This window comes from Variovorax jilinensis (assembly GCF_030316885.1).
GTDB lineage: Bacteria > Pseudomonadota > Gammaproteobacteria > Burkholderiales > Burkholderiaceae_C > Variovorax > Variovorax jilinensis.
In genome coordinates this window covers 323,731-341,904 of record NZ_JASZYQ010000002.1, presented here as the reverse complement: position 1 = coordinate 341,904, position 18,174 = coordinate 323,731, and the positions used below count along the sequence as shown (strand labels likewise).

Below are 18,174 nucleotides of genomic sequence, written 5' to 3'. Positions count from 1 at the left end.
GGCCCATGCCCGCCTCCGCCATCGCCCGCCACTTGATCGTTCCTTTTGCCGGCCGGGGCACGCCCGGCTGCCGCGCGGCAGTGGCCGGCCTGCGGCTGCCGAAGCTCGAGGCGCTGCTGGCCCGGCTGACGCCGGTGCACGAGGACATCGGCGACGAGGCCACGCTGTCGCCGCCGCACGAACGGGCCCTGGCCGAGGCGCTGGGCATCGCTTCGGCCGACGGCTGCATCCCCTGGGCCGCGATGGAGGCGCGTGCGGCCGGCCTCCCGGCCACCGAGGCCGGCCAGCCCTGGGGCACCGCGACCCTGTGCCACTGGCAGGTCGGCATCGACGACGTGATGCTCGGCGACCCCGGCGATATCCGCATCGACGCCGCCGAATCCGCTGCCCTGCTGGCCGCTGCGCGACCCTTCTTCGAGGAGGACGGGATCGCCCTGCATGAATCCGCCACGCCGGGGCGCTGGGTGGTCCAGGGCGCGATCTTCGACCAGCTGCCGACCGCATCCATCGACCGCGCGGTGGGCTACCCGATCTCGCAATGGTCGCCGCTGTCCGAGGCCGGTCGGCCTCTGCGGCGGCTGCAGAACGAGATGCAGATGCTGCTCTACACCGAGCGCGTGAACGACGAACGCACCGCACGCGGCGTTCCGCCCATCAATTCCTTCTGGTTGAGCGGCACCGGCAGCCTGCCCGTGGCCTTCGTGCCGAGCGCCGCGCCGCCGGTGGTGGCGGACGCCCTTCGCAGCCCGGCGCTGCGCGACGATGGCGCAGCCTGGGCCTCAGCATGGCAGGCGCTCGACGCCGGCCCGGTGGCCGAACTGCTGGCGGCCGCCACGCGCGGCGAGACGGTCGCACTCACGCTCTGCGGCGATCGCGTCGCGCGGCGCTACGAACTGCGGCCACGCGGCTTCGCAGGGTGGGCCCGCAGCCTGTTCCGGCGGCCGGCACTGGCGCCCGTGCTGGAGTCGCTATGAGCACGATGAAGATCCTGGCCCGGGAGATTCCGCCGCGCAGCGCCTGGGCCCTCGAGCAGGCCGGCGTGCACCCGCTGCTCGCACGGCTCTATGCCGCCCGCGGCGTGCTGGCCAAGGCCGAGCTCGACGATGGCCTGGCGCTGCTGCTGCCGCCCGATACGCTGCGCGGCACGCGCGAGGCCGCCGTGCTGCTGGCCGACGCCATCCGCGATCACCGGCGCCTGTGCATCGTGGCCGACTACGACTGCGACGGTGCCACCGCCTGCGCGGTCGCGGTGCGCGGGCTGAGGCTGCTCGGCGCGCGCCATGTCGACTACCTGGTGCCCGACCGCGTGGTCGACGGCTACGGCCTCACGCCGCCGATCGCCGAGCGCGTCGCTGACAAGGGCGCCGACCTGCTGATCACGGTGGACAACGGCATTGCCAGCGTCGAGGGCGTCGCCGCCGCCAGGGCGCGCGGCCTCGCAGTGCTGGTGACCGACCATCACCTGCCCGGCCCCGAGCTGCCCGCGGCGGACGTGCTCGTCAACCCCAATCAGCCCGGCTGCGATTTCGACAGCAAGAGCATCGCGGGCGTCGGCGTGATGTTCTACGTGCTGCTGGCGCTGCGCGGCGAGCTGCGCCGGCGCGGCGTGTTCGACAGCACCAACCAGCCCAAGCTCGATGCGCTGCTGCCGCTGGTGGCGCTCGGCACGGTGGCCGATGTGGTGCGGCTCGACGCCAACAACCGTCGGCTGGTGGCGCAGGGGCTGCGCCGCATCAGGGCCGGTGCCATGCCCGCGGGCATCGCGGCGCTGTTCAAGGCGGCCGGCCGCAACGCGTCCGCGGCAACCACCTTCGATTTCGGCTTCGCGCTGGGTCCGCGCATCAATGCCGCGGGCCGCCTGTCGGACATGACGCTCGGCATCGAATGCCTGCTGACCGACGACGCCGGGCGCGCCGAGGAACTCGCGCGCACGCTCGACGGCATCAATCGCGAGCGGCGCGACATCGAGGGCGGCATGCGCGAGGCGGCGCTGGCGCTGGCCGAGACGCTGTTCGACGAACACGCCGCCCCGCCGGCCGCGATCAGCGTCTTCGGCGCCGACTTCCACGAAGGCGTGGTCGGCATCGTGGCCTCGCGCATCAAGGAACGCTTCCACCGGCCGACCTTCGTCTTTGCGGCCAGTGCCGCCGACGGCAGGTCGCACGAGCTCAAGGGCTCGGGCCGCTCGATCCCTGGCTTCCATCTGCGCGATGCGCTGGACCTGGTCGCCAAGCGGCATCCGGGCGTGCTGCTGCGCTTCGGCGGCCATGCGATGGCGGCGGGCTGCACCGTCGCGCGCGACCAGTTCCCGGTCTTCGAGCAGGCGCTCGCGCAGGTGGCGCAGGAGTGGCTCGATGCCGCCACGCTCACGCGCCGGCTCGACACCGACGGGCCACTGGCGCCCGAGTACCTGCGCGTCGACCTGGTCGACACGCTGCACCGCGAGGTCTGGGGCCAGGGCTTCGCCCCGCCGACCTTCAGCGAGGAGGTCGAGGTGGTGTCGCAGCGCCTGGTCGGCGAGAAGCACCTGGCACTCAAGCTCAGGCACCGCGGCAAGCCGGTGGACGGCATCTGGTTTGGACACACCGATCCGCTGCCGCCGAAGGTGGTGCTGGCCTGGCGGCTCGATGCCGACGAATGGCAGGGCGTGCGGCGGGTGCGCTTCCTGGTCGAGGGCGCCGAACTCTGAGCGCGGCCGCGTCGCAGCGATTGTTTCCAGCCTGCTAACGCCGCGGTTCCAAACACCGTGGTTGCGACTGCGCAGCGCGGTCCAAACTTCCATTCACCAACCAACCCTTGTGAAGGAAGTGAAATGAAAGCCTCGAAGATCATCGCCGCTGCCGCGCTCACCCTGCTTGCCGCCGCCGGCGCCCAGGCCGAAACCTACGACGGCGTGCATGCGCTGACCTCGTCGGCCAGCCGCTCGGAAGTGAGGAGCCAGGGCGTCGCCGCAGCCCGTGCCGGCAACGTCTATGCCGACGGTGCCAGCGCCGGTGCCCAGACCTTCAGCTCCACCGCCAGCCGCGCCACCGTGCGTGCCGAAGCAGTCGCCAAGTCGCACGATCCGCTCGCGAGCCTGGATCGCCGCGCCTTCTATCGCGACACGGTGCCGGCTGCCTACAGCAAGCCCAAGGTCTCGTTCACGCGCCAGGCCGCGCTGTAACTAGCGCTCGAACACCTGGTTGAGCCCGATCGCGTAGCCCCTGACGCCGTCGGGGCCGCTGCGCGCGGCGCTCAGGTCCAGGCTGATCGTCGGCGTGAGGTTGAAGCGCAGGCCGGCACGCGAAGTCCAGTTGTCGAAGGCCTTGAAGCGCTCGACCACCAGCGACACGGTGTCGTTGAAGGCCCAGTTGCCCTGCAGCCCGCCGCGTCCGGTGCGCTCGCCATTGCCGGGCGACCAGTCGTAGCCGAGATTGAGGTTCAGCCACAGCGGGTCCAGCGCATGCCAGCTCACGGGCACGGTGAACTGCCCGCCGGTACGCCCGCCGCGCGTGACGTCCCAGGTCGCGGCCAGGTAAAGCGCCGCCTGCAGGCGGGACTCGGGCGCCTCGCCCATGAAGGTCCACTTGAGCTGCGGACCGAAGCCGACGGCGTACTCGCCCGGCACCGACGCGCGATCGAGATTGAGGCCCAGCTCGACCGGGCCGACGCGGCACGAGGGCCCGAGGTGATACTCGGTCGCCTTCACGGCGCCGAAACGCCCGCCCCAGAGCTCGTACTGGCATTGGCCGGGATCGAGCGTGGCGGCGTCGTCGACATCGAAATGCCCGGCCGCATCGACCTGCGATGCGCACCAGGGAAGCAGCAGCAGGAGCGCCAGGCGTCGAAACATGCGGCGGATTCTAGAAGCGCGGCGTGACAGCTCCGTGGATGCGCACGCGCCGAATCAGATCTCGAACTGCGGCTGCAACTCGCGGATGCGCTTCATCGCCACGCCGGCCGCGGCGGTGCGCGTCTCGACGCCCAGCTTCACGTAGACGCGCTCGAGATGCTTCTTGGCCGTGGCCGGACTGCTGCCGAGGATCTCGCCGATGTCCTTGTTGGTCTTGCCCTTGACCACCCAGTAGAGCACCTCAGCCTCGCGCGCCGTGAGCTTGAGGCTCAGGCTCATGACCTCGATCACGGCCGTGTCCGACACCTCGCGCATGATGATCAGCCAGTCGTCGCCGCCATCGTCGTGGCCGGTCTGCTGGTGCAGCCGCAGGCTCAGGCTGCTGGCGCCCTGCGCGATGGCGAGGGCCGGCGGCTCGATCTGGCGCTGCTCGGCATCGGGCAGGTGGCGCCGCAGCCATTCGAGCACTGCCGGCGGCGTCACCGGCGCGCTGGTGCCGCAGTAGCGCAGCAGCATCTCGCGCGCCAGCGCGGTCTGCCAGATCAGCTTGCCCTCGGGCATGCGCACCGTGATGCTCGCGTAGCCGAAGGCGTCGAGCGCGTTGCGGGCCTGCCCCGCCTGCTGCGCATCCTGCCGCGCGCGGCGCGCCGCCTGCAGGTGCACGTTCATGCGCGCCAGCACTTCCTTGGGCTTGATGGGCTTGGTGACGTAGTCCACGCCGCCGGCATCGAGCGCCGCCACCAGGTGCTCGGTCTCGGTCAGGCCGGTCATGAAGACGATCGGGATGTGGGCCGTGGCCGCATCGGCCTTGAGCCGCCGCGCCACCTCGAAGCCGTCGATGCCCGGCATCATGGCGTCGAGCAGCACGATGTCGGGGCGCGCCTGCGCCGCACGCTGCAACGCCTGCTCGCCGCTGGTCGCGACCAGCACCGTGTAGCCGGATTCGTCGAGGGCATCGTGCAGCACCGCGAGGTTGTCGGGCACGTCGTCGACGATCAGCACCAAATCGCTGTTGCCCGTGCTGCCGCGCAGCGTGTCCACCAGCTGGCTGCCCGGCGCGGTCATGGCGCACCTTCGCGCAGCAGCGCTGCCGTCAGTGCGCGGCTCATGGCCTCGAACTGGAATTGCCGCGCGAGCGCGCGCTGTGCCTCGGTCCAGGCCGCACACTCGGGCTGGGCCGCATCGATGTCGTCGAGCTGATTCATGATCCCGCGAAAGTAACCCAGTGCGACCGCTTCCTCCAGCTGCCGCAGGCGGTCCGCGGAGGGCAGCACCCTCTGCGGCGCGGGCGGCGCGCTGGCGGGCGCCGCGCGCTCGGTCCAGGCGATGCCGAGCCGGCGCTCGAGCCAGTCCAGCAGTTCGCTGTGGCGCACCGGCTTGACGAAGAAGTCGTCCGGCGTGATGCCGACGTCGTTGTCCAGGCGCTTGTCGAAGGCGTTGGCCGAGACGATCGCGACCGCGGTGCGGCCCATGCCGAGCGCGCGCGCGCGCCGGATCGTCTCCCAGCCGTCGATGCCCGGCATCGCGAGGTCGACGAACATGGCGTCGGGCAGCCAGCCCGCGGCGATCAGGTCCAGCGCATCATGACCGCTGGCCGCGCTGCGCAGCTCGAACCCCAGCGGCGCCAGCACCTGGGCCAGCAGCTCGCGATCGGCTTCCTCGTTGTCGACCACCAGCAGGCGCCGGCGCCTGCCCTCGTAGCCGCGGCGCGCGCGCGCCGCCGGCGCGGACGCCCGCCGGCCCGCCGCGCCGGCCGGCTCGTGCACCCGCGGCAGGAACAGCCGCACGCTGAACACCGAGCCGACGCCGGGCGTGCTCTTGACGCTCATCTCGCCGCCCATGAGGTCGATCAGCATCTTCGCGATCGTGAGGCCGAGTCCGGCCCCGGGCGCCGCCGGGCCCGCGGTGGTTCCGCGCGCGAAGGGCTCGAAGATGCGGCCCAGTTCCTCGGCCGACATGCCGGGTCCGGTGTCCTCGATCTCGATCGCCGCGAATTCGCGTGCGTAGCGCAGCCTCAGCGTGACCTGGCCGCTGGCCGTGAACTTGATCGCGTTGCCGAGCAGGTTGAACAGGATCTGCCGCACCCGCTTCTCGTCCGCACGCACCGTCTCGGGCAGGTTGCCGCTGGGCTCGAAGCGGAACGCCAGGCCCTTCTCGGCCGCCTCCAGCTCGAACATGTCGGCCAGCTCGCTCATGAGATCCGCGAACAGCATCGGCCGGGCATTGAGCGTGAGCTTGCCTGCCTCGATGTGGGCGATGTCGAGCGTGCCTTCGATCAGCGACAGCAGGTGCTCGCCGCCGCGCTTGATCACGGCCACGGCCTGCCGGCGATGCGGCGGCACGGCAGCGTCCTCGCCCATCAGCTGCGCATAGCCCAGGATGCTGTTGAGCGGGGTGCGCAGCTCGTGGCTGATGGCGCTGATGTAGCGGCTCTTGGCCTGGTTGGCCTGCTCGGCCGCGCGCTTGGCGTCCTCGGCGATGCTGCGGGCCTGCTCTGCGGTCTGCTTGGCGGCCTGCAGCGCATGGTCGGTCTTGCGGTGCAGCTCGATCTCGCGCATGAGCAGGTGCGTCTGGCGGTTCGATTCCTCCTGCGCCACCTTGCGGCTCTGATGCGCAAGCACCAGCCACCAGGCCACGATGCCCGCGATCAGCAGCAGCGCCATGTAGGCCTTGACGAAGCCCGAACGCAGCGACGACGGCTGCATGCCGAGCAGCACGCCGTCGCGCGCGTTCATGACGACGGTCTCGGCAAGCGCACGCATCTCCTGCTGGTAGAGCACGCCGAACACGGCCGCCAGCAGTGGCACGACGATCAGCATCAGCAGCAGGAAATGGCCGAGCCCGGTGTCCAGGTAGGGCCAGACGCGGCGCGGCAGCAGCCAGCGCAATGTGCCCGACCATTGCGCCGACAGGCTCGCCTGCGGCTTGCAGAGGTCGCCGCAGCGCGCATCGAGCGTGCAGCACAGCGAGCAGATCGCGCCCTGGTAGGCCGGGCAGTGGGCCATGTCCGGGCCTTCGTATTCGCGCTCGCAGATCACGCAGCGCTGGGTCGAAAGGCGCTGGTAGCTGCCGGCGCCCGATTCGACCCTGGCCCAGCGCACGACGGATCGCCGGGGCGCGGGCTCGAAGGGGGCGGCACTGTCCTCGTTCGAGACCCGCGCGATGTAGTAGCGGCCCCGGGTGGCCCAGGCGATCAGCGGCGCCGTGACGAAGGCGGTCCCGAGCGCGATCAGCGCCGAGAAGGCCTGGGCCAGCGGACCGAAGACGCCCAGGTGCGCCGTGATCGACAGCACCGAGGCCAGCGCCATGGCGCCGACGCCGACCGGATTGATGTCCCAGAGATGGGCCCGCTTGAACTCGATGCCCGGCGGCGACAGGCCCAGCGGCTTGTTGACGACCAGATCCGCCACCACCGCCATCATCCAGGCGATCGCGATGTTGGCGTACAGGCCCAGCACGTCGCCGAGCGCCTCGAACACGTTCATCTCCATCAGCATGAAGGCGATCAGCGCGTTGAACACCACCCACACCACGCGTCCCGGATGGCTGTGCGTGACACGCGAAAAGAAGTTGCTCCAGGCCAGCGATCCCGCGTAGGCGTTGGTGACGTTGATCTTGATCTGCGAGATGACGACGAAGATCGCGGTCGCCGCCACCGCCCAGCCGAAGTTCGGGAACACGTACTCGTAGGCCGCGAGATACATCTGGTTCGGATCGACCGCACGCTCCGGCGGCACCATGTGGCTGATCGCGAGGTATGCCAGCAGGGCGCCGCCCAGCATCTTGAGCACGCCCATCACGACCCAGCCCGGCCCGCCCACGAGGACGGCGGCCCACCAGCCGCGGCGATTGGCCTCGCTTCGGGCGGGCATGAAGCGCAGGTAGTCGGCCTGCTCGCCCATCTGCGTAATGAGTGCGATGCCGACCGTCAGGGCGGCACCGAACAGGTGCAGATCGAAGCCTTCGGATGCGGATTTGACACCGATGTAGTGCGAGACGCCCGAGAACGCACCAGGATCGCGCGCCAGTACGTAGCCGAAGGGCACCACCATCATCAGGAGCCAGATCGGCTGGGTCCAGATCTGCAGCCGGCTGATGGCCGAGACGCCGTGGGTCACCAGCGGGATCACCACCAGCGCGCAGACCAGGTAGCCCCACACCGGCGGAATGCCGAGCGCGAGCTCGAGTGCATAGGCCATCACCGCAGCCTCGAGCGCAAAGAAGATGAAGGTGAAGCTCGCGTAGATCAGCGAGGTCAGCGTGGAGCCGATGTAGCCGAAGCCGGCACCGCGCGTGAGCAGATCCATGTCGACGCCGTAGCGCGCTGCATAGACGCTGATCGGCAGGCCTGCGAGGAAGATGATCAGGCCGGTGCAGAGGATGGCCCAGAAGGCGTTGACGAAGCCGTACTGCACCAGCAGCGTGGCGCCGACCGCCTCGAGGATCAGGAACGAGGCCGCGCCGCCGAACGCGGTGCTGGCAACGCGCCAGCCCGGCATGCGGCGAAAGCGCTGCGGCGTGTAGCGCAGCGCGTAGTCCTCGAGGGTTTCGCTCGCGACCCAGCTGTTGTAGTCGCGCCGGACCTTGACGATGCGCTGCGGCGCTTCGTCGCTCGGCGCGGAGGGAACGGCGGGGAGGTTCACACCATATCGGTGCATTTTTCGTGCCACGGCACGTCTGCTTCAATGCACAGCCGATGAAGCCGACTTCGCCGCGAAAGCGCTCGCTCGATTTGTCAATCGGAGCGCGGAGGCCGTATCCCCCGTCCGCCTCCAGTTATAACGGGCGTCGTTCATTTCGTTCGCATTTCGCGCTCGCTGCCTACGCACCGCCCTACCCGATGCTCACCGCCAACAAACTCATGCCCCAGGGAGGCGGCCTCGCAGCCGTCCTACTCAAGCGAGCTGCCACCGTCGAACTCGATTGGGACGTGCGCCAGAAGAGCCGCTTCGACGCCACCGATTCACTGGGCCGCCAGATCGGCGTCTTCCTGCCGCGCGGCACCTCGGTGCGCGGCGGCGACGTGCTGGTCGCCGAGGACGGCTCGCTGGTCAAGGTCGTGGCCGCGCCGCAGCCGGTGCTGGTCGTCACCCACTGCAGCGCGCACGGCACCCCCTTCGACCTCATGCGCGCGGCCTACCACCTGGGCAATCGCCACGTCCCCATCGAGCTCACGCCCGAGCACCTCAAGATCGAACCCGACCACGTGCTGGCCGCGATGCTGCGTTCGATGCACCTGATCGTGCGCGAGGCCGACGAGGCCTTCGAACCCGAGGGCGGCGCCTATGGCGCGCACCAGGGCGGCCACGGCCACGGCCACGGCCATGCGCAGGCGGGGGGCGGCGCGGCGCCGGTCGGGCCGGTGCTGCATCCCGATGCCTACGCGGGCGGCGCAAGCCATTCGCACGACCACGACCACGACCATGGTCACGATCACGGCGATTCCCACGGTCACTCCCACGGATGACCTCGCCACTGCCCGCCGCCAGCCTGCTGCAGCTGATCTGGCTGGCCTCGCCCGCGCTGCCCGTGGGCGGCTTCTCGTATTCCGAGGGCCTGGAAGCCGGCATCGAATGGGCCGGCGTCGCCAACGAGCAGGCCGCGGCCGACTGGTTGTCGGACCAGCTGCACCTGGGGCTCGCGCGTGCAGACCTCGCGGTGGTGGCGCAGGCCGTGCCGGCCTGGCGTGCCAATGACACCGCGCGCATCCAGGCACTGAACGACTGGGTCTTCCAGACCCGCGAAACCGCCGAATTCCTGCTGCAGACCGAGCAGATGGGCCGCTCCTTCGTCGAATGGCTCAAGCTGCACCATGACGACATCGCGCGCGTCTTCGAGGGGCTGCCCGCAAGCTACCCGATCGCCTTCGCGTTCGCCGCCGCGCGCACGGAAGCGGCAGTGGTCGACATCTGCCTGGCCTTCGCCTTCGGCTGGGCCGAGAACATGGCCAGTGCCGCGATCAAGGCCGTGCCACTGGGGCAGAGCGCAGGCCAGCGCATCCTGGGCCGTCTCGCGGCCGAGATTCCCATGGCAGTCGAACGGGCGATCGCGCTGGCGGATGATGAGCGCCAGTCCTTCGCACCGATGCTCGCGGTACTCTCCGCCCGCCACGAAAACCAGTACTCACGCCTCTTCAGAAGCTAAGGCCCATCGCATCATGTCCAACGCGCTCCACCACATTCCCAACCGCACCAAGAAGCTGCCGCCGCTGCGCGTGGGCATCGGCGGACCGGTCGGCTCCGGCAAGACCACGCTGCTCGAGATGCTGTGCAAGGCGATGCGCGACAAGTACGACCTGATCGCGATCACCAACGACATCTACACCAAGGAAGACCAGCGCCTGCTCACGGTCGCCGGTGCATTGCCGGGCGAACGCATCATGGGCGTGGAGACCGGCGGCTGCCCGCACACCGCGATCCGCGAGGACGCCTCGATCAACCTCGAGGCCATCGACCGCATGCTGGCCCAGTTCCCCGATGCCGACGTGGTGTTCGTGGAGTCGGGCGGCGACAACCTGGCCGCCACCTTCAGCCCCGAACTCTCGGACCTCACGATCTACGTGATCGACGTCGCGGGCGGCGAGAAGATTCCGCGCAAGGGTGGCCCCGGCATCACCAAGAGCGACCTGTTCGTGATCAACAAGACCGATCTCGCGCCCTACGTCGGCGCCGATCTCGGCGTGATGGAGGCCGACACGCTGCGCATGCGCAAGCAGCGTCCGTTCGTGATGACCAACCTCAAGACCCGTACCGGCCTGGCCGAGGTGGTGGCGTTCATCGAACAGCGCGGCATGCTCGCCGAAGGCTGATGAGGGACGGCGCAGGCCTGATGACCGGCAGCTAAAGCTGGCTCGCGTCCTTGAGCTGGCGCGCCTTGTAGACCAGGCGCAGGCCCGCATGGCGGCCATCGCCGCTGCTGCGCTGAACATAGACGTCCCAGTCGCCCTGGACCCAGGCTGCATAGGCACTGCCCGGATCGTTGGAGCCCAGCTCGGGCCCGAAGCTGGCGCGTCCCCAGGCCACCAGGCTGTCGAACGCCGCTGCGCCCTGGTCGGGCTCGGCGGCGGCAGAGGCCGACCACTCCACGCGCCGCAACTGGCCGCCCGCGAAGAAGAAGACAGGTTCGAAGGACAGCCCCGCCATCCGTGTCGGCGCCGCGCGCCAGCTGCCTGCCAGGCCGCCCGCCAGCCGCTGCGGGCGCGCCACCCGCTCCAGGCCCGGCAGCGCCGACTGCAGTTCACCGGCCGACATCCCGAGCCGCACGCCGGCCGGCAGCTCCTGCGCCGACGCCGCGGAGGCGAAAAAGGAACCGAGCAGAAGGAACAGCGTGCACAGCGTGCGAGCGTGCATCGAGTCAGGCAGTGTCATCGGGATGAAGGATAGAGCCCGGTTTCGGAGTACGGCCGGAGCCGCAAGTTCGGCCGCCAGCCGTGAAATGGTCCGCAACTTGCTGCGAGCCTATGCCAAAGGGCTTGTATCTCTCTGTCACACAAAGCGGGATACTGCCACAACCAGTTACAAACGGCGCCGATCATGGCATCAGAAGCGATCTTTCTTCCGTCCGCGGGCAGCGTCCAGTTCGCGATCTATCCCGACGGGCTCGACGGCGCCCGCATCATCGCCCGCATCGACGAAGAGGCCCTCCAGGCACGGTTCCATGCCTCGGAGGAATGCGTCGACGTCGACCTGGTCCAGGCCTACGAGCGCAACGCCGATTCGATCGATGCGCTGGCCACCGCGCGCTTCAGGGCCAATCCGGGCGTCGCGATCTGCCTGCACAGCGACGACTTCCAGCGCAGCGGCAACGAGGCCGAACGCCGCCCGGGCAAGGCTTGACCTTCGAGCCGCTTCAGGGTTTCCAATGCCTGCATGGCATCCCGAATCCCTGACGACACCTCGACCCTCGACGGCCCCGCCGTCGCGTTCCACCATCCGCACGAAGCCCACGCCGAGTCGCGTTCGCACGCCCTGCCCGTGACCGACGCGGGCTGCGGCGCCTGCTGCGCGGCCGAACCCCCGCTGCCGTCGACGCGATCCACCCGTGGCCCGATCGCGCCCGGGACCTTCCGCATCGCCACCATGGACTGCAGCGCCGAGGAGTCCGAGATCCGGCGCGCGGTCGAGCCGATCGAAGGCGTGCGCGGCCTGCATTTCCAGCTCGGCCAGCGCACGCTCCGCATCGACGCCAGCGACATCGCGCTGCCGCTCGCGCTCGAGGCCATCCGCAAGGCAGGGTTCGCGCCCGAGCCGCTCGTCGCGGGCACCGACGCCGGCGACGAAGCGGGCGCGCCGCACGACCATGCGCACGAAGGCGCCGCTGGCGGCTACCTGCGCCTGGCAGCCGCGCTGGGCTTCGCGATCGTTGCCGAGGCCGCCTCCTATTTCGCGCCCGACACCATGGCCTGGAAGGTCGCCGGCATGGCGATCGCGGCGCTCGCGATCGGGCTGGCCGGCCTCGAGACCTATGCCAAGGGCCTGGCCGCGCTGCGCCACGGCCGGCTCAACATCAACGCCCTGATGTCGGTGGCCGTCACGGGTGCCTTCCTGATCGGCCAGTGGCCCGAAGCCGCGATGGTGATGGCGCTCTATGCCATCGCCGAGCTGATCGAGGCGCGCGCGGTCGACCGCGCGCGCAACGCCATCAAGGGCCTGGTGGCGCTGGCGCCGGCCGAAGCCGAGGTGCAGCAGGCCGACGGCCGATGGCTGCGCGTGGCGGCCGGCAGCATCGCGCTCGGCGCCATCGCGCGCGTCAAGCCCGGCGAACGCGTGGCACTCGACGGCGTGGTCACGCGCGGCAGCAGCACGATCGACCAGTCGCCGGTCACGGGCGAGAGCATTCCGGTCGACAAGGGGCCCGGCGACCCGGTGTTCGCAGGCACCATCAATCAGGCCGGCGAGATCGACTTCCGCGTCACGGCCGCGGCCAGCGACACCACGCTCGCGCGCATCATCCACGCGGTCGAGGAGGCGCAAGGCACGCGCGCACCGACCCAGCGCTTCGTCGACCGCTTCGCCGCCATCTACACGCCGGCCGTGTTCGCGCTGGCGGTCGCGGTGGCCGTGCTGCCGCCGCTGCTGCTGGGCTGGCCGTGGCTCGCGGCGCTCTACAAGGCGCTGGTGCTGCTGGTGATCGCCTGCCCGTGTGCGCTCGTGATCTCGACGCCGGTGACGGTGGTGAGCGGCCTGGCGGCGGCGGCGCGGCGCGGCATCCTGATCAAGGGCGGCACCTACCTCGAGGACGCGCGGCTGATCAAGGCCGTGGCGCTCGACAAGACCGGCACCCTGACCGAGGGCAAGCCGCGGCTGGTGGCCTTCGAGGCCTGGGGCGGTGCCGAAGAGGCCCGCGTGCGCGGCCTCGCGAAGAGCCTCGCGGCGCGTTCGGACCACCCGGTGTCGCAGGCGATCGCGGCGGCCATCGACGAAGCGGCGAGCGAGGCCGACGACTTCCGGGCGCTGCTCGGGCGCGGCGTCGAAGGCCGTGTCCACGGCCGCGGTCTGGTGCTGGGAAATCACCGCCTGATCAGGGAGCGCGGCCTGGCCGACGCCGCGCTCGAGGCCGCGCTCGCGAACCATGAGGCGCAGGGCCGTACCGTGACGCTGCTGGCCGACGACGCGCGAGTGCTGGCGCTCTTCGCAGTGGCCGACACCCTCAAGCCGAGTTCGGTCGAGGCCATCGCCAAGCTGCACCAGCTCGGCGTCACGCCCGTGATGCTGAGCGGAGACAACCAGGCCACCGCGCAGGCGGTGGCGCGCGAGGCCGGCATCGCCGATGCCCGCGGCGGCCTGCTGCCCGAGGAAAAGCTGGTCGCGATCCGGGACCTGCGGCAACGCTACGGCCCGACCGCGATGGCAGGCGACGGCATCAACGATGCGCCGGCGCTCGCGCAGGCCGACATCGGCTTCGCGATGGGCGCGGCCGGCACCGACACGGCGATGGAAGCAGCCGACGTCGTGATCATGAACGACGATCTCGGCCGCATCGCCGAGACCATCCGGCTGTCGCGCCGCACGCATCGCGTGCTGTGGCAGAACATCGGGCTCGCGCTCGCGATCAAGAGCGTCTTCTTCGTGCTCGCGGTGTTCGGCACCGCCACCATGTGGATGGCGGTGTTCGCCGACATGGGGGCCAGCCTGCTGGTGGTGGCGAACGGGCTGCGCCTGTTGCGGCGCGCGGCGTAGGCAACGCAAGGCCGCTGCAGAAACGAAAAAACGGCCCCGAGGGGCCGTTCTTCATGAGCGGGACGCAGCTTACTTGCGTGCCTTCTTGGCCGGTGCGGCAGCCTTCTTGGCGGGTGCGGCAGCCTTCTTAGCGACCGGCTTGGCAGCGGCCTTGTCGGCCTTGCGCTTGGCCGCCTTGGGGTCGACGGCGGCCTTGAAGGCAGCGCCCGGCACGAACTTGGGCACCTTCTGGGCGGCGATCTTGATCGCTGCGCCGGCTTGCGGGTTGAAGCCGGTGCGCGCTGCGCGTGCCACCTGCTTGAAGGTGCCGAAGCCGATCAGCTGAACGGGGTCGCCCTTCTTGACGGCGGCGACGATGGAGCCGGTGACGGTCTCGAGGATGCGGGCCGCTTCGGCCTTGCTGAGGTTGTGCGTGGTGGCGATCTTCTCGACCAGTTCGATACGGTTCACTTCAATTTTCCTATCTGTGGTTTCGCCATGTTGCCTATGGCGGCGCAGCCTACGAAGCGGGCTGCAAGCGGCGCGGAGTGTATCTCAGCCGCCCTGGACGGCCTTCGGGCCGTGTCCGACGCCGCTCGCGCTGCTCCGCAGGCGCGTGCTTCATGTACTGCCATGCGCCGAGCGCGAACTCGCAGCCGACCAGCAGCACGAAGCGCGATCGTGAGCGCCGTGCCTTGCCGGTACATGCGACCGTCGGGCTCGATCCAGAGCCGCGTGCAGCGCCCGCGCACGACGCCGACGATCGCGCTCGGCAACAGGTGGAAGCCGTGTGAACAGGCCCTAGTAGCTCTCGAGCGCCTTGACCTGCGTCCAGTCGGGCCAGGTCAGCTCGAGCAGGTGCAGGATGCGGCCGTCGCGGTAGGTGGCAATCAGCACCACCTGCATCTCGACCGCGGCCTCACCGGGGCGGCGGGTCGTGATCCACAGCCGCGCGGCGACCTTGTCCGCGCTCTCGACCCACGACGCCTCGTCGTAGCGCACGTCGTAGCCGATCGAGGTCGGATAGACGCGCTCGTGGCCGGCCACGAAATCGGCGTAGCCCTGCTGCTGGCCGTTGGTCTCGAGCACGAAGTCCGGATGGTAGTAGCGCGAGGCCAGCGAGATGTCCTTCTTCAGGACCATCTCGCTGAACATCTCCTTCAGGAGCGAACGGTTCATGGCGGGCCTGGCCGATTGTTCAAGGGTTTCGATTCTGCCCGCAGCGACGGCCGGCTATCCTCGACGCACCGCGGCATTCACGGCCCGGCTTTGAAAGGACGCACATGACAGCCCCTGCAGTCTGGTGGTTGATGACCTTCGCGCTGGTGGCGCTCGAACTGGTCACGGGCACCATCTACGCGCTGCTGATCGCGATCGGCTTCGCGGTCGGCGCCATCGCGGCCCACCTGGGCGCCGCGATGCCGACGCAGATCGTCTGCGCCGCGGTGGCCTGCGTGGCCTTCGTCGGCGGCTGGTACCTGCGCCGGCGCGGACGGCCGAAGGCCAGCCTGGCCGACATGCAGATCGACGTCGGGGAACAGGTCACGGTGGCGGCCTGGTCCGAGGCGCGCAGCGCCGAGGTCCGCTACCGCGGTGCCACCTGGCAGGTGAAGCCCGCGGGCGACGGCCCCCTCCATCCCGGCATACATCGCATCGTCGATGTTCAAGGCAACTTCCTCGTGGTCGAATTCATCCGTTGAAGCGATGAAGCACACGAGCCTCTTTTCCTTCCTCTGAAAGCGCTCATGGAAATCTCGTTGGTCATCCTCGTCGTCGCGATCCTGTTCGTCGCCCGCGCGGTCAAGTTCGTTCCCCAGCAGCACGCGTGGGTGGTCGAGCGCATGGGCAAGTACCATGCGACGCTGCTGCCCGGTGCCAACTTCCTGGTGCCCTTCATCGATCGCGTGGCCTACCGGCATAGCCTGAAGGAAGTGCCCCTGGACGTGCCGAGCCAGGTCTGCATCACGCGCGACAACACCCAGCTCACGGTCGACGGCATCCTGTACTTCCAGGTCACCGACCCGATGCGCGCGAGCTACGGCTCGTCCAACTACATCACGGCCGTCACGCAGCTGGCCCAGACCTCGCTGCGCAGCGTGATCGGCAAGCTCGAGCTCGACAAGACCTTCGAGGAGCGCGACATCATCAACGCCCAGGTGGTGTCCGCGATCGACGAGGCCGCGCTCAACTGGGGCGTCAAGGTGCTGCGCTACGAGATCAAGGACCTCACGCCGCCGAAGGAAATCCTGCATGCGATGCAGTCGCAGATCACGGCCGAGCGCGAGAAGCGGGCGCTGATCGCAGCCTCGGAAGGCCGGCGCCAGGAGCAGATCAACATCGCGACCGGCGAGCGCGAGGCCGCGATCGCGCGTTCCGAGGGCGAGAAGCAGGCCGTGGTCAACAAGGCGCAGGGCGAGGCTGCCGCGATCGGCGCGGTGGCCGAGGCCACGGCCGGAGCGATCTCGCGCATTGCCCAGGCGATCCAGGAGCCCGGCGGCCACTCGGCCGTGCAGCTCAAGGTCGCCGAAGAAGCATTGCAGGCCTACGGCAAGGTGGCAGACAAGGCCAAGACCACCTTGATCGTGCCCAGCAACATGACCGAAGTGTCGACGCTGATCACCTCGGCGATGACGATGGTCAAGGGACCCGCCAGCTGAACCCAGGGAGACCGCCATGAAGCCGAAGACCGCCGCACGCGTCGCGGAGCGCGACCAGACCCCCGTCGAGGAACTGCTCAATTCGCTGAGCCACGGCCTCGGCCTGCTGCTCGCGATCGCATCCCTGCCGATCCTGGTCTACAGCGCAACCCAGAAGGACGCGGGCGCCTCGGCGGTGGTGGCGGCCAGCCTCTTCGCGGGCACGATGATCCTGCTGTACGCGGTCTCGACGCTCTACCACGCGCTGCCGCTTGGCCGCGCCAAGGCCTGGTTCAACCGCATCGACCATGCCGCGATCTTCCTGTTCATCGCGGGCAGCTACATGCCCTTCCTGTTCGGCGTGTTGCAGGGCCCGTGGGGCTGGACGCTGTTCGGCGCGATCTGGTGCGTGGCGGCCATCGGCGTCGGCGCCAAGCTTTTCAACCGGCTGCGCCATCCGCTGTGGTCGACCGGCCTCTACGTGGCGATGGGCTGGATGGCCGTGGCGGCCGCGGTGCCGCTCTACGAGCGCATGTCGTCGGCTGGCCTCGCGTGGCTGATCGCGGGCGGGCTGGCCTACACGGCCGGCGCGGTGGTGTTCCTCTTCGACTCCCGCCTGCGCTTCGGCCACTTCGTCTGGCACCTGTTCGTGCTGGCGGGCAGCGCCTGCCACTTCTTCGCGGCGCTCTGGCACTCGCACGGCTGAGCGCGGCAAGCCGCCCGGCCCTGTGTCTGCAGGATGGCGGCCTGCAGGATGGCGGCGAGCCCGACGCCCCGCCATCCAATCTCCCCCCCGATCGTTTCTCGCGAGGCGCCTGGTGCGCCAAACTCCTCGCGAATCTTCGACTATTTGACGAACGATCGTTAAGTTAACGAAAGTCATGCTATCGTTTTCGCCTGACAGCAAGCTCTACCCGACACCCAATGCGCTACGCCAGTACCCACAAGCAGGAAGTCCGAGAAAAGCTACTGGCCAGCAGCCGTGCGATCGCCAAGAGCGGCGGCTTCGAGGCCACCGGCGTCGATGCGCTGATGGGCGCCATCGGCATGACGGGCGGCGCGTTCTACAGCCACTTCCCTTCGAAGCAGGCGCTGTTCGAGGCGCTGATCAGCGAAGAGGTCGACAACAGCGCCGACATGCTGGCCGGCAACGAGGACTCCCCGGCCGATCACGTGGCGCGCTGCCTGCGCGGCTACCTCAGCAGCTTCCACGTCGAGAACCCCGACAAGGGCTGCGCGCTCACGGCGCTCGGCCCCGAGATCGCGCGCGCCGGCCCCGAGGTCCGCCGCGCGGTCGAAGCCAGCCTCAAGCGCACGCAGAAGAACTGGAGCGATCGCATCGGCGACTCCGACGCTGCCTGGGCACTGATCGCGCAATGCGTGGGCGCGGTCGTGCTCGCGCGCTCGGTCGAGAGCGACAAGACGCGCAAGGAACTGCTGGCCGCCAGCCGCCGCTTCATCGACCGGGCTCACGCGCTCGAGCATCCCTGCTCGACCTCGCCGAGCCGAAGGAAGGCCTGAAGCCACGGGCGCGCAACGCCGCGGTGCT

Annotated in this window: 18 protein-coding genes; 12 read left to right on the top strand and 6 right to left on the bottom strand. The window is 69.6% G+C overall.

From position 1 onward, the window contains the following. Nucleotides 1-5 precede the first annotated feature (5 nt). The 3 genes from QTH87_RS08715 (at nucleotide 6) to QTH87_RS08705 (ending at nucleotide 3,163) form a co-directional block, all read left to right on the top strand. Nucleotides 6-974, top strand: a complete 969-nt coding sequence (locus QTH87_RS08715) for a hypothetical protein (RefSeq protein WP_286608524.1) — start codon at nucleotides 6-8, stop codon at nucleotides 972-974. Nucleotides 975-979: 5 nt separating this feature from the next. Beyond that, on the top strand, nucleotides 980-2,689 hold the full coding sequence (recJ, locus tag QTH87_RS08710; RefSeq protein WP_286609053.1) for a single-stranded-DNA-specific exonuclease RecJ: 1,710 nt from the start codon (nucleotides 980-982) through the stop codon (nucleotides 2,687-2,689). Nucleotides 2,690-2,812: 123 nt separating this feature from the next. Next, complete coding sequence (locus QTH87_RS08705) at nucleotides 2,813-3,163, top strand: alpha/beta hydrolase (protein WP_286608523.1); 351 nt, start codon at nucleotides 2,813-2,815, stop codon at nucleotides 3,161-3,163. Here the strand turns inward: QTH87_RS08705 and QTH87_RS08700 are convergent, their stop codons facing one another. From QTH87_RS08700 to QTH87_RS08690, 3 genes are read right to left on the bottom strand one after another with little or no spacing between them, the layout of a single operon-like run. Further along, nucleotides 3,164-3,832: a PA4824 family protein gene (locus QTH87_RS08700; protein ID WP_286608522.1), complete on the bottom strand. Its 669-nt coding sequence runs from the start codon at nucleotides 3,830-3,832 to the stop codon at nucleotides 3,164-3,166. It abuts the gene before it with no gap. Between the two features lie 54 nt (nucleotides 3,833-3,886). Then, nucleotides 3,887-4,897, bottom strand: coding sequence for a response regulator transcription factor (locus tag QTH87_RS08695; RefSeq protein ID WP_286608521.1), 1,011 nt, complete (start codon nucleotides 4,895-4,897; stop codon nucleotides 3,887-3,889). Further along, on the bottom strand, nucleotides 4,894-8,490 hold the full coding sequence (locus QTH87_RS08690) for a hybrid sensor histidine kinase/response regulator (RefSeq protein ID WP_286608520.1): 3,597 nt from the start codon (nucleotides 8,488-8,490) through the stop codon (nucleotides 4,894-4,896). Before QTH87_RS08690 ends, QTH87_RS08695 begins: the two co-directional genes overlap by 4 nt. Nucleotides 8,491-8,672: 182 nt before the next feature. Between QTH87_RS08690 and ureE the strand changes: the two genes are divergently transcribed. Genes ureE through ureG form a run of 3 tightly spaced genes read left to right on the top strand, consistent with a single transcriptional unit; the run spans nucleotide 8,673 to nucleotide 10,640 of the window. Beyond that, the gene (ureE, locus tag QTH87_RS08685; protein WP_286608519.1) at nucleotides 8,673-9,299 is read left to right on the top strand and encodes an urease accessory protein UreE; all 627 of its coding nucleotides are present in this window, start codon (nucleotides 8,673-8,675) and stop codon (nucleotides 9,297-9,299) included. Further along, on the top strand, nucleotides 9,296-9,976 hold the full coding sequence (locus QTH87_RS08680; RefSeq protein ID WP_286608518.1) for an urease accessory protein UreF: 681 nt from the start codon (nucleotides 9,296-9,298) through the stop codon (nucleotides 9,974-9,976). Before ureE ends, QTH87_RS08680 begins: the two co-directional genes overlap by 4 nt. Nucleotides 9,977-9,989: 13 nt before the next feature. Further along, the gene (ureG, locus tag QTH87_RS08675) at nucleotides 9,990-10,640 is read left to right on the top strand and encodes an urease accessory protein UreG (RefSeq protein ID WP_286608517.1); all 651 of its coding nucleotides are present in this window, start codon (nucleotides 9,990-9,992) and stop codon (nucleotides 10,638-10,640) included. A 31-nt stretch (nucleotides 10,641-10,671) separates the two neighbouring features. Here ureG and QTH87_RS08670 read toward each other — a convergent pair whose 3' ends face one another. Continuing rightward, nucleotides 10,672-11,199, bottom strand: a complete 528-nt coding sequence (locus QTH87_RS08670; protein ID WP_286608516.1) for a hypothetical protein — start codon at nucleotides 11,197-11,199, stop codon at nucleotides 10,672-10,674. A 165-nt stretch (nucleotides 11,200-11,364) separates the two neighbouring features. Here QTH87_RS08670 and QTH87_RS08665 point away from each other — a divergent pair, with 165 nt between their 5' ends. Both QTH87_RS08665 and QTH87_RS08660 read left to right on the top strand, forming a co-directional pair. After that, entirely contained in the window at nucleotides 11,365-11,667 is a 303-nt protein-coding gene (locus tag QTH87_RS08665; RefSeq protein ID WP_286608515.1) for a hypothetical protein, read from the top strand. Nucleotides 11,668-11,700: 33 nt separating this feature from the next. Next, complete coding sequence (locus QTH87_RS08660; protein ID WP_444812758.1) at nucleotides 11,701-14,010, top strand: heavy metal translocating P-type ATPase; 2,310 nt, start codon at nucleotides 11,701-11,703, stop codon at nucleotides 14,008-14,010. 69 nt (nucleotides 14,011-14,079) lie between these two features. Here QTH87_RS08660 and QTH87_RS08655 read toward each other — a convergent pair whose 3' ends face one another. Next, nucleotides 14,080-14,460, bottom strand: a complete 381-nt coding sequence (locus QTH87_RS08655; protein ID WP_286608514.1) for an HU family DNA-binding protein — start codon at nucleotides 14,458-14,460, stop codon at nucleotides 14,080-14,082. A 330-nt stretch (nucleotides 14,461-14,790) separates the two neighbouring features. Then, nucleotides 14,791-15,168 carry a nuclear transport factor 2 family protein gene (locus QTH87_RS08650; protein ID WP_286608513.1) on the bottom strand — a complete coding sequence of 126 codons (378 nt, stop codon included), beginning with the start codon at nucleotides 15,166-15,168 and terminating at the stop codon, nucleotides 14,791-14,793. 104 nt (nucleotides 15,169-15,272) lie between these two features. Here QTH87_RS08650 and QTH87_RS08645 point away from each other — a divergent pair, with 104 nt between their 5' ends. The 4 genes from QTH87_RS08645 (at nucleotide 15,273) to QTH87_RS08630 (ending at nucleotide 18,146) form a co-directional block, all read left to right on the top strand. Then, complete coding sequence (locus tag QTH87_RS08645; RefSeq protein WP_286608512.1) at nucleotides 15,273-15,689, top strand: NfeD family protein; 417 nt, start codon at nucleotides 15,273-15,275, stop codon at nucleotides 15,687-15,689. A 45-nt stretch (nucleotides 15,690-15,734) separates the two neighbouring features. Beyond that, nucleotides 15,735-16,646, top strand: a complete 912-nt coding sequence (locus tag QTH87_RS08640) for an SPFH domain-containing protein (protein ID WP_286608511.1) — start codon at nucleotides 15,735-15,737, stop codon at nucleotides 16,644-16,646. A gap of 16 nt (nucleotides 16,647-16,662) precedes the next feature. After that, nucleotides 16,663-17,331, top strand: coding sequence for a PAQR family membrane homeostasis protein TrhA (trhA, locus tag QTH87_RS08635; RefSeq protein WP_286608510.1), 669 nt, complete (start codon nucleotides 16,663-16,665; stop codon nucleotides 17,329-17,331). Nucleotides 17,332-17,549: 218 nt separating this feature from the next. After that, the gene (locus QTH87_RS08630; RefSeq protein ID WP_286608509.1) at nucleotides 17,550-18,146 is read left to right on the top strand and encodes a TetR/AcrR family transcriptional regulator; all 597 of its coding nucleotides are present in this window, start codon (nucleotides 17,550-17,552) and stop codon (nucleotides 18,144-18,146) included. Nucleotides 18,147-18,174 lie beyond the last annotated feature (28 nt).

Coding starts and splice junctions, on each gene's coding strand:
- QTH87_RS08715 (WP_286608524.1), top strand. CDS start 6: ATGCCCGCCTCCGCCATCGCCCGCCACTTGATCGTTCCTTTTGCCGGC.
- recJ (WP_286609053.1), top strand. CDS start 980: ATGAAGATCCTGGCCCGGGAGATTCCGCCGCGCAGCGCCTGGGCCCTC.
- QTH87_RS08705 (WP_286608523.1), top strand. CDS start 2,813: ATGAAAGCCTCGAAGATCATCGCCGCTGCCGCGCTCACCCTGCTTGCC.
- QTH87_RS08700 (WP_286608522.1), bottom strand. CDS start 3,832: ATGTTTCGACGCCTGGCGCTCCTGCTGCTGCTTCCCTGGTGCGCATCG.
- QTH87_RS08695 (WP_286608521.1), bottom strand. CDS start 4,897: ATGACCGCGCCGGGCAGCCAGCTGGTGGACACGCTGCGCGGCAGCACG.
- QTH87_RS08690 (WP_286608520.1), bottom strand. CDS start 8,490: ATGCACCGATATGGTGTGAACCTCCCCGCCGTTCCCTCCGCGCCGAGC.
- ureE (WP_286608519.1), top strand. CDS start 8,673: ATGCTCACCGCCAACAAACTCATGCCCCAGGGAGGCGGCCTCGCAGCC.
- QTH87_RS08680 (WP_286608518.1), top strand. CDS start 9,296: ATGACCTCGCCACTGCCCGCCGCCAGCCTGCTGCAGCTGATCTGGCTG.
- ureG (WP_286608517.1), top strand. CDS start 9,990: ATGTCCAACGCGCTCCACCACATTCCCAACCGCACCAAGAAGCTGCCG.
- QTH87_RS08670 (WP_286608516.1), bottom strand. CDS start 11,199: ATGACACTGCCTGACTCGATGCACGCTCGCACGCTGTGCACGCTGTTC.
- QTH87_RS08665 (WP_286608515.1), top strand. CDS start 11,365: ATGGCATCAGAAGCGATCTTTCTTCCGTCCGCGGGCAGCGTCCAGTTC.
- QTH87_RS08660 (WP_444812758.1), top strand. CDS start 11,701: ATGGCATCCCGAATCCCTGACGACACCTCGACCCTCGACGGCCCCGCC.
- QTH87_RS08650 (WP_286608513.1), bottom strand. CDS start 15,168: ATGAACCGTTCGCTCCTGAAGGAGATGTTCAGCGAGATGGTCCTGAAG.
- QTH87_RS08645 (WP_286608512.1), top strand. CDS start 15,273: ATGACAGCCCCTGCAGTCTGGTGGTTGATGACCTTCGCGCTGGTGGCG.
- QTH87_RS08640 (WP_286608511.1), top strand. CDS start 15,735: ATGGAAATCTCGTTGGTCATCCTCGTCGTCGCGATCCTGTTCGTCGCC.
- trhA (WP_286608510.1), top strand. CDS start 16,663: ATGAAGCCGAAGACCGCCGCACGCGTCGCGGAGCGCGACCAGACCCCC.
- QTH87_RS08630 (WP_286608509.1), top strand. CDS start 17,550: ATGCGCTACGCCAGTACCCACAAGCAGGAAGTCCGAGAAAAGCTACTG.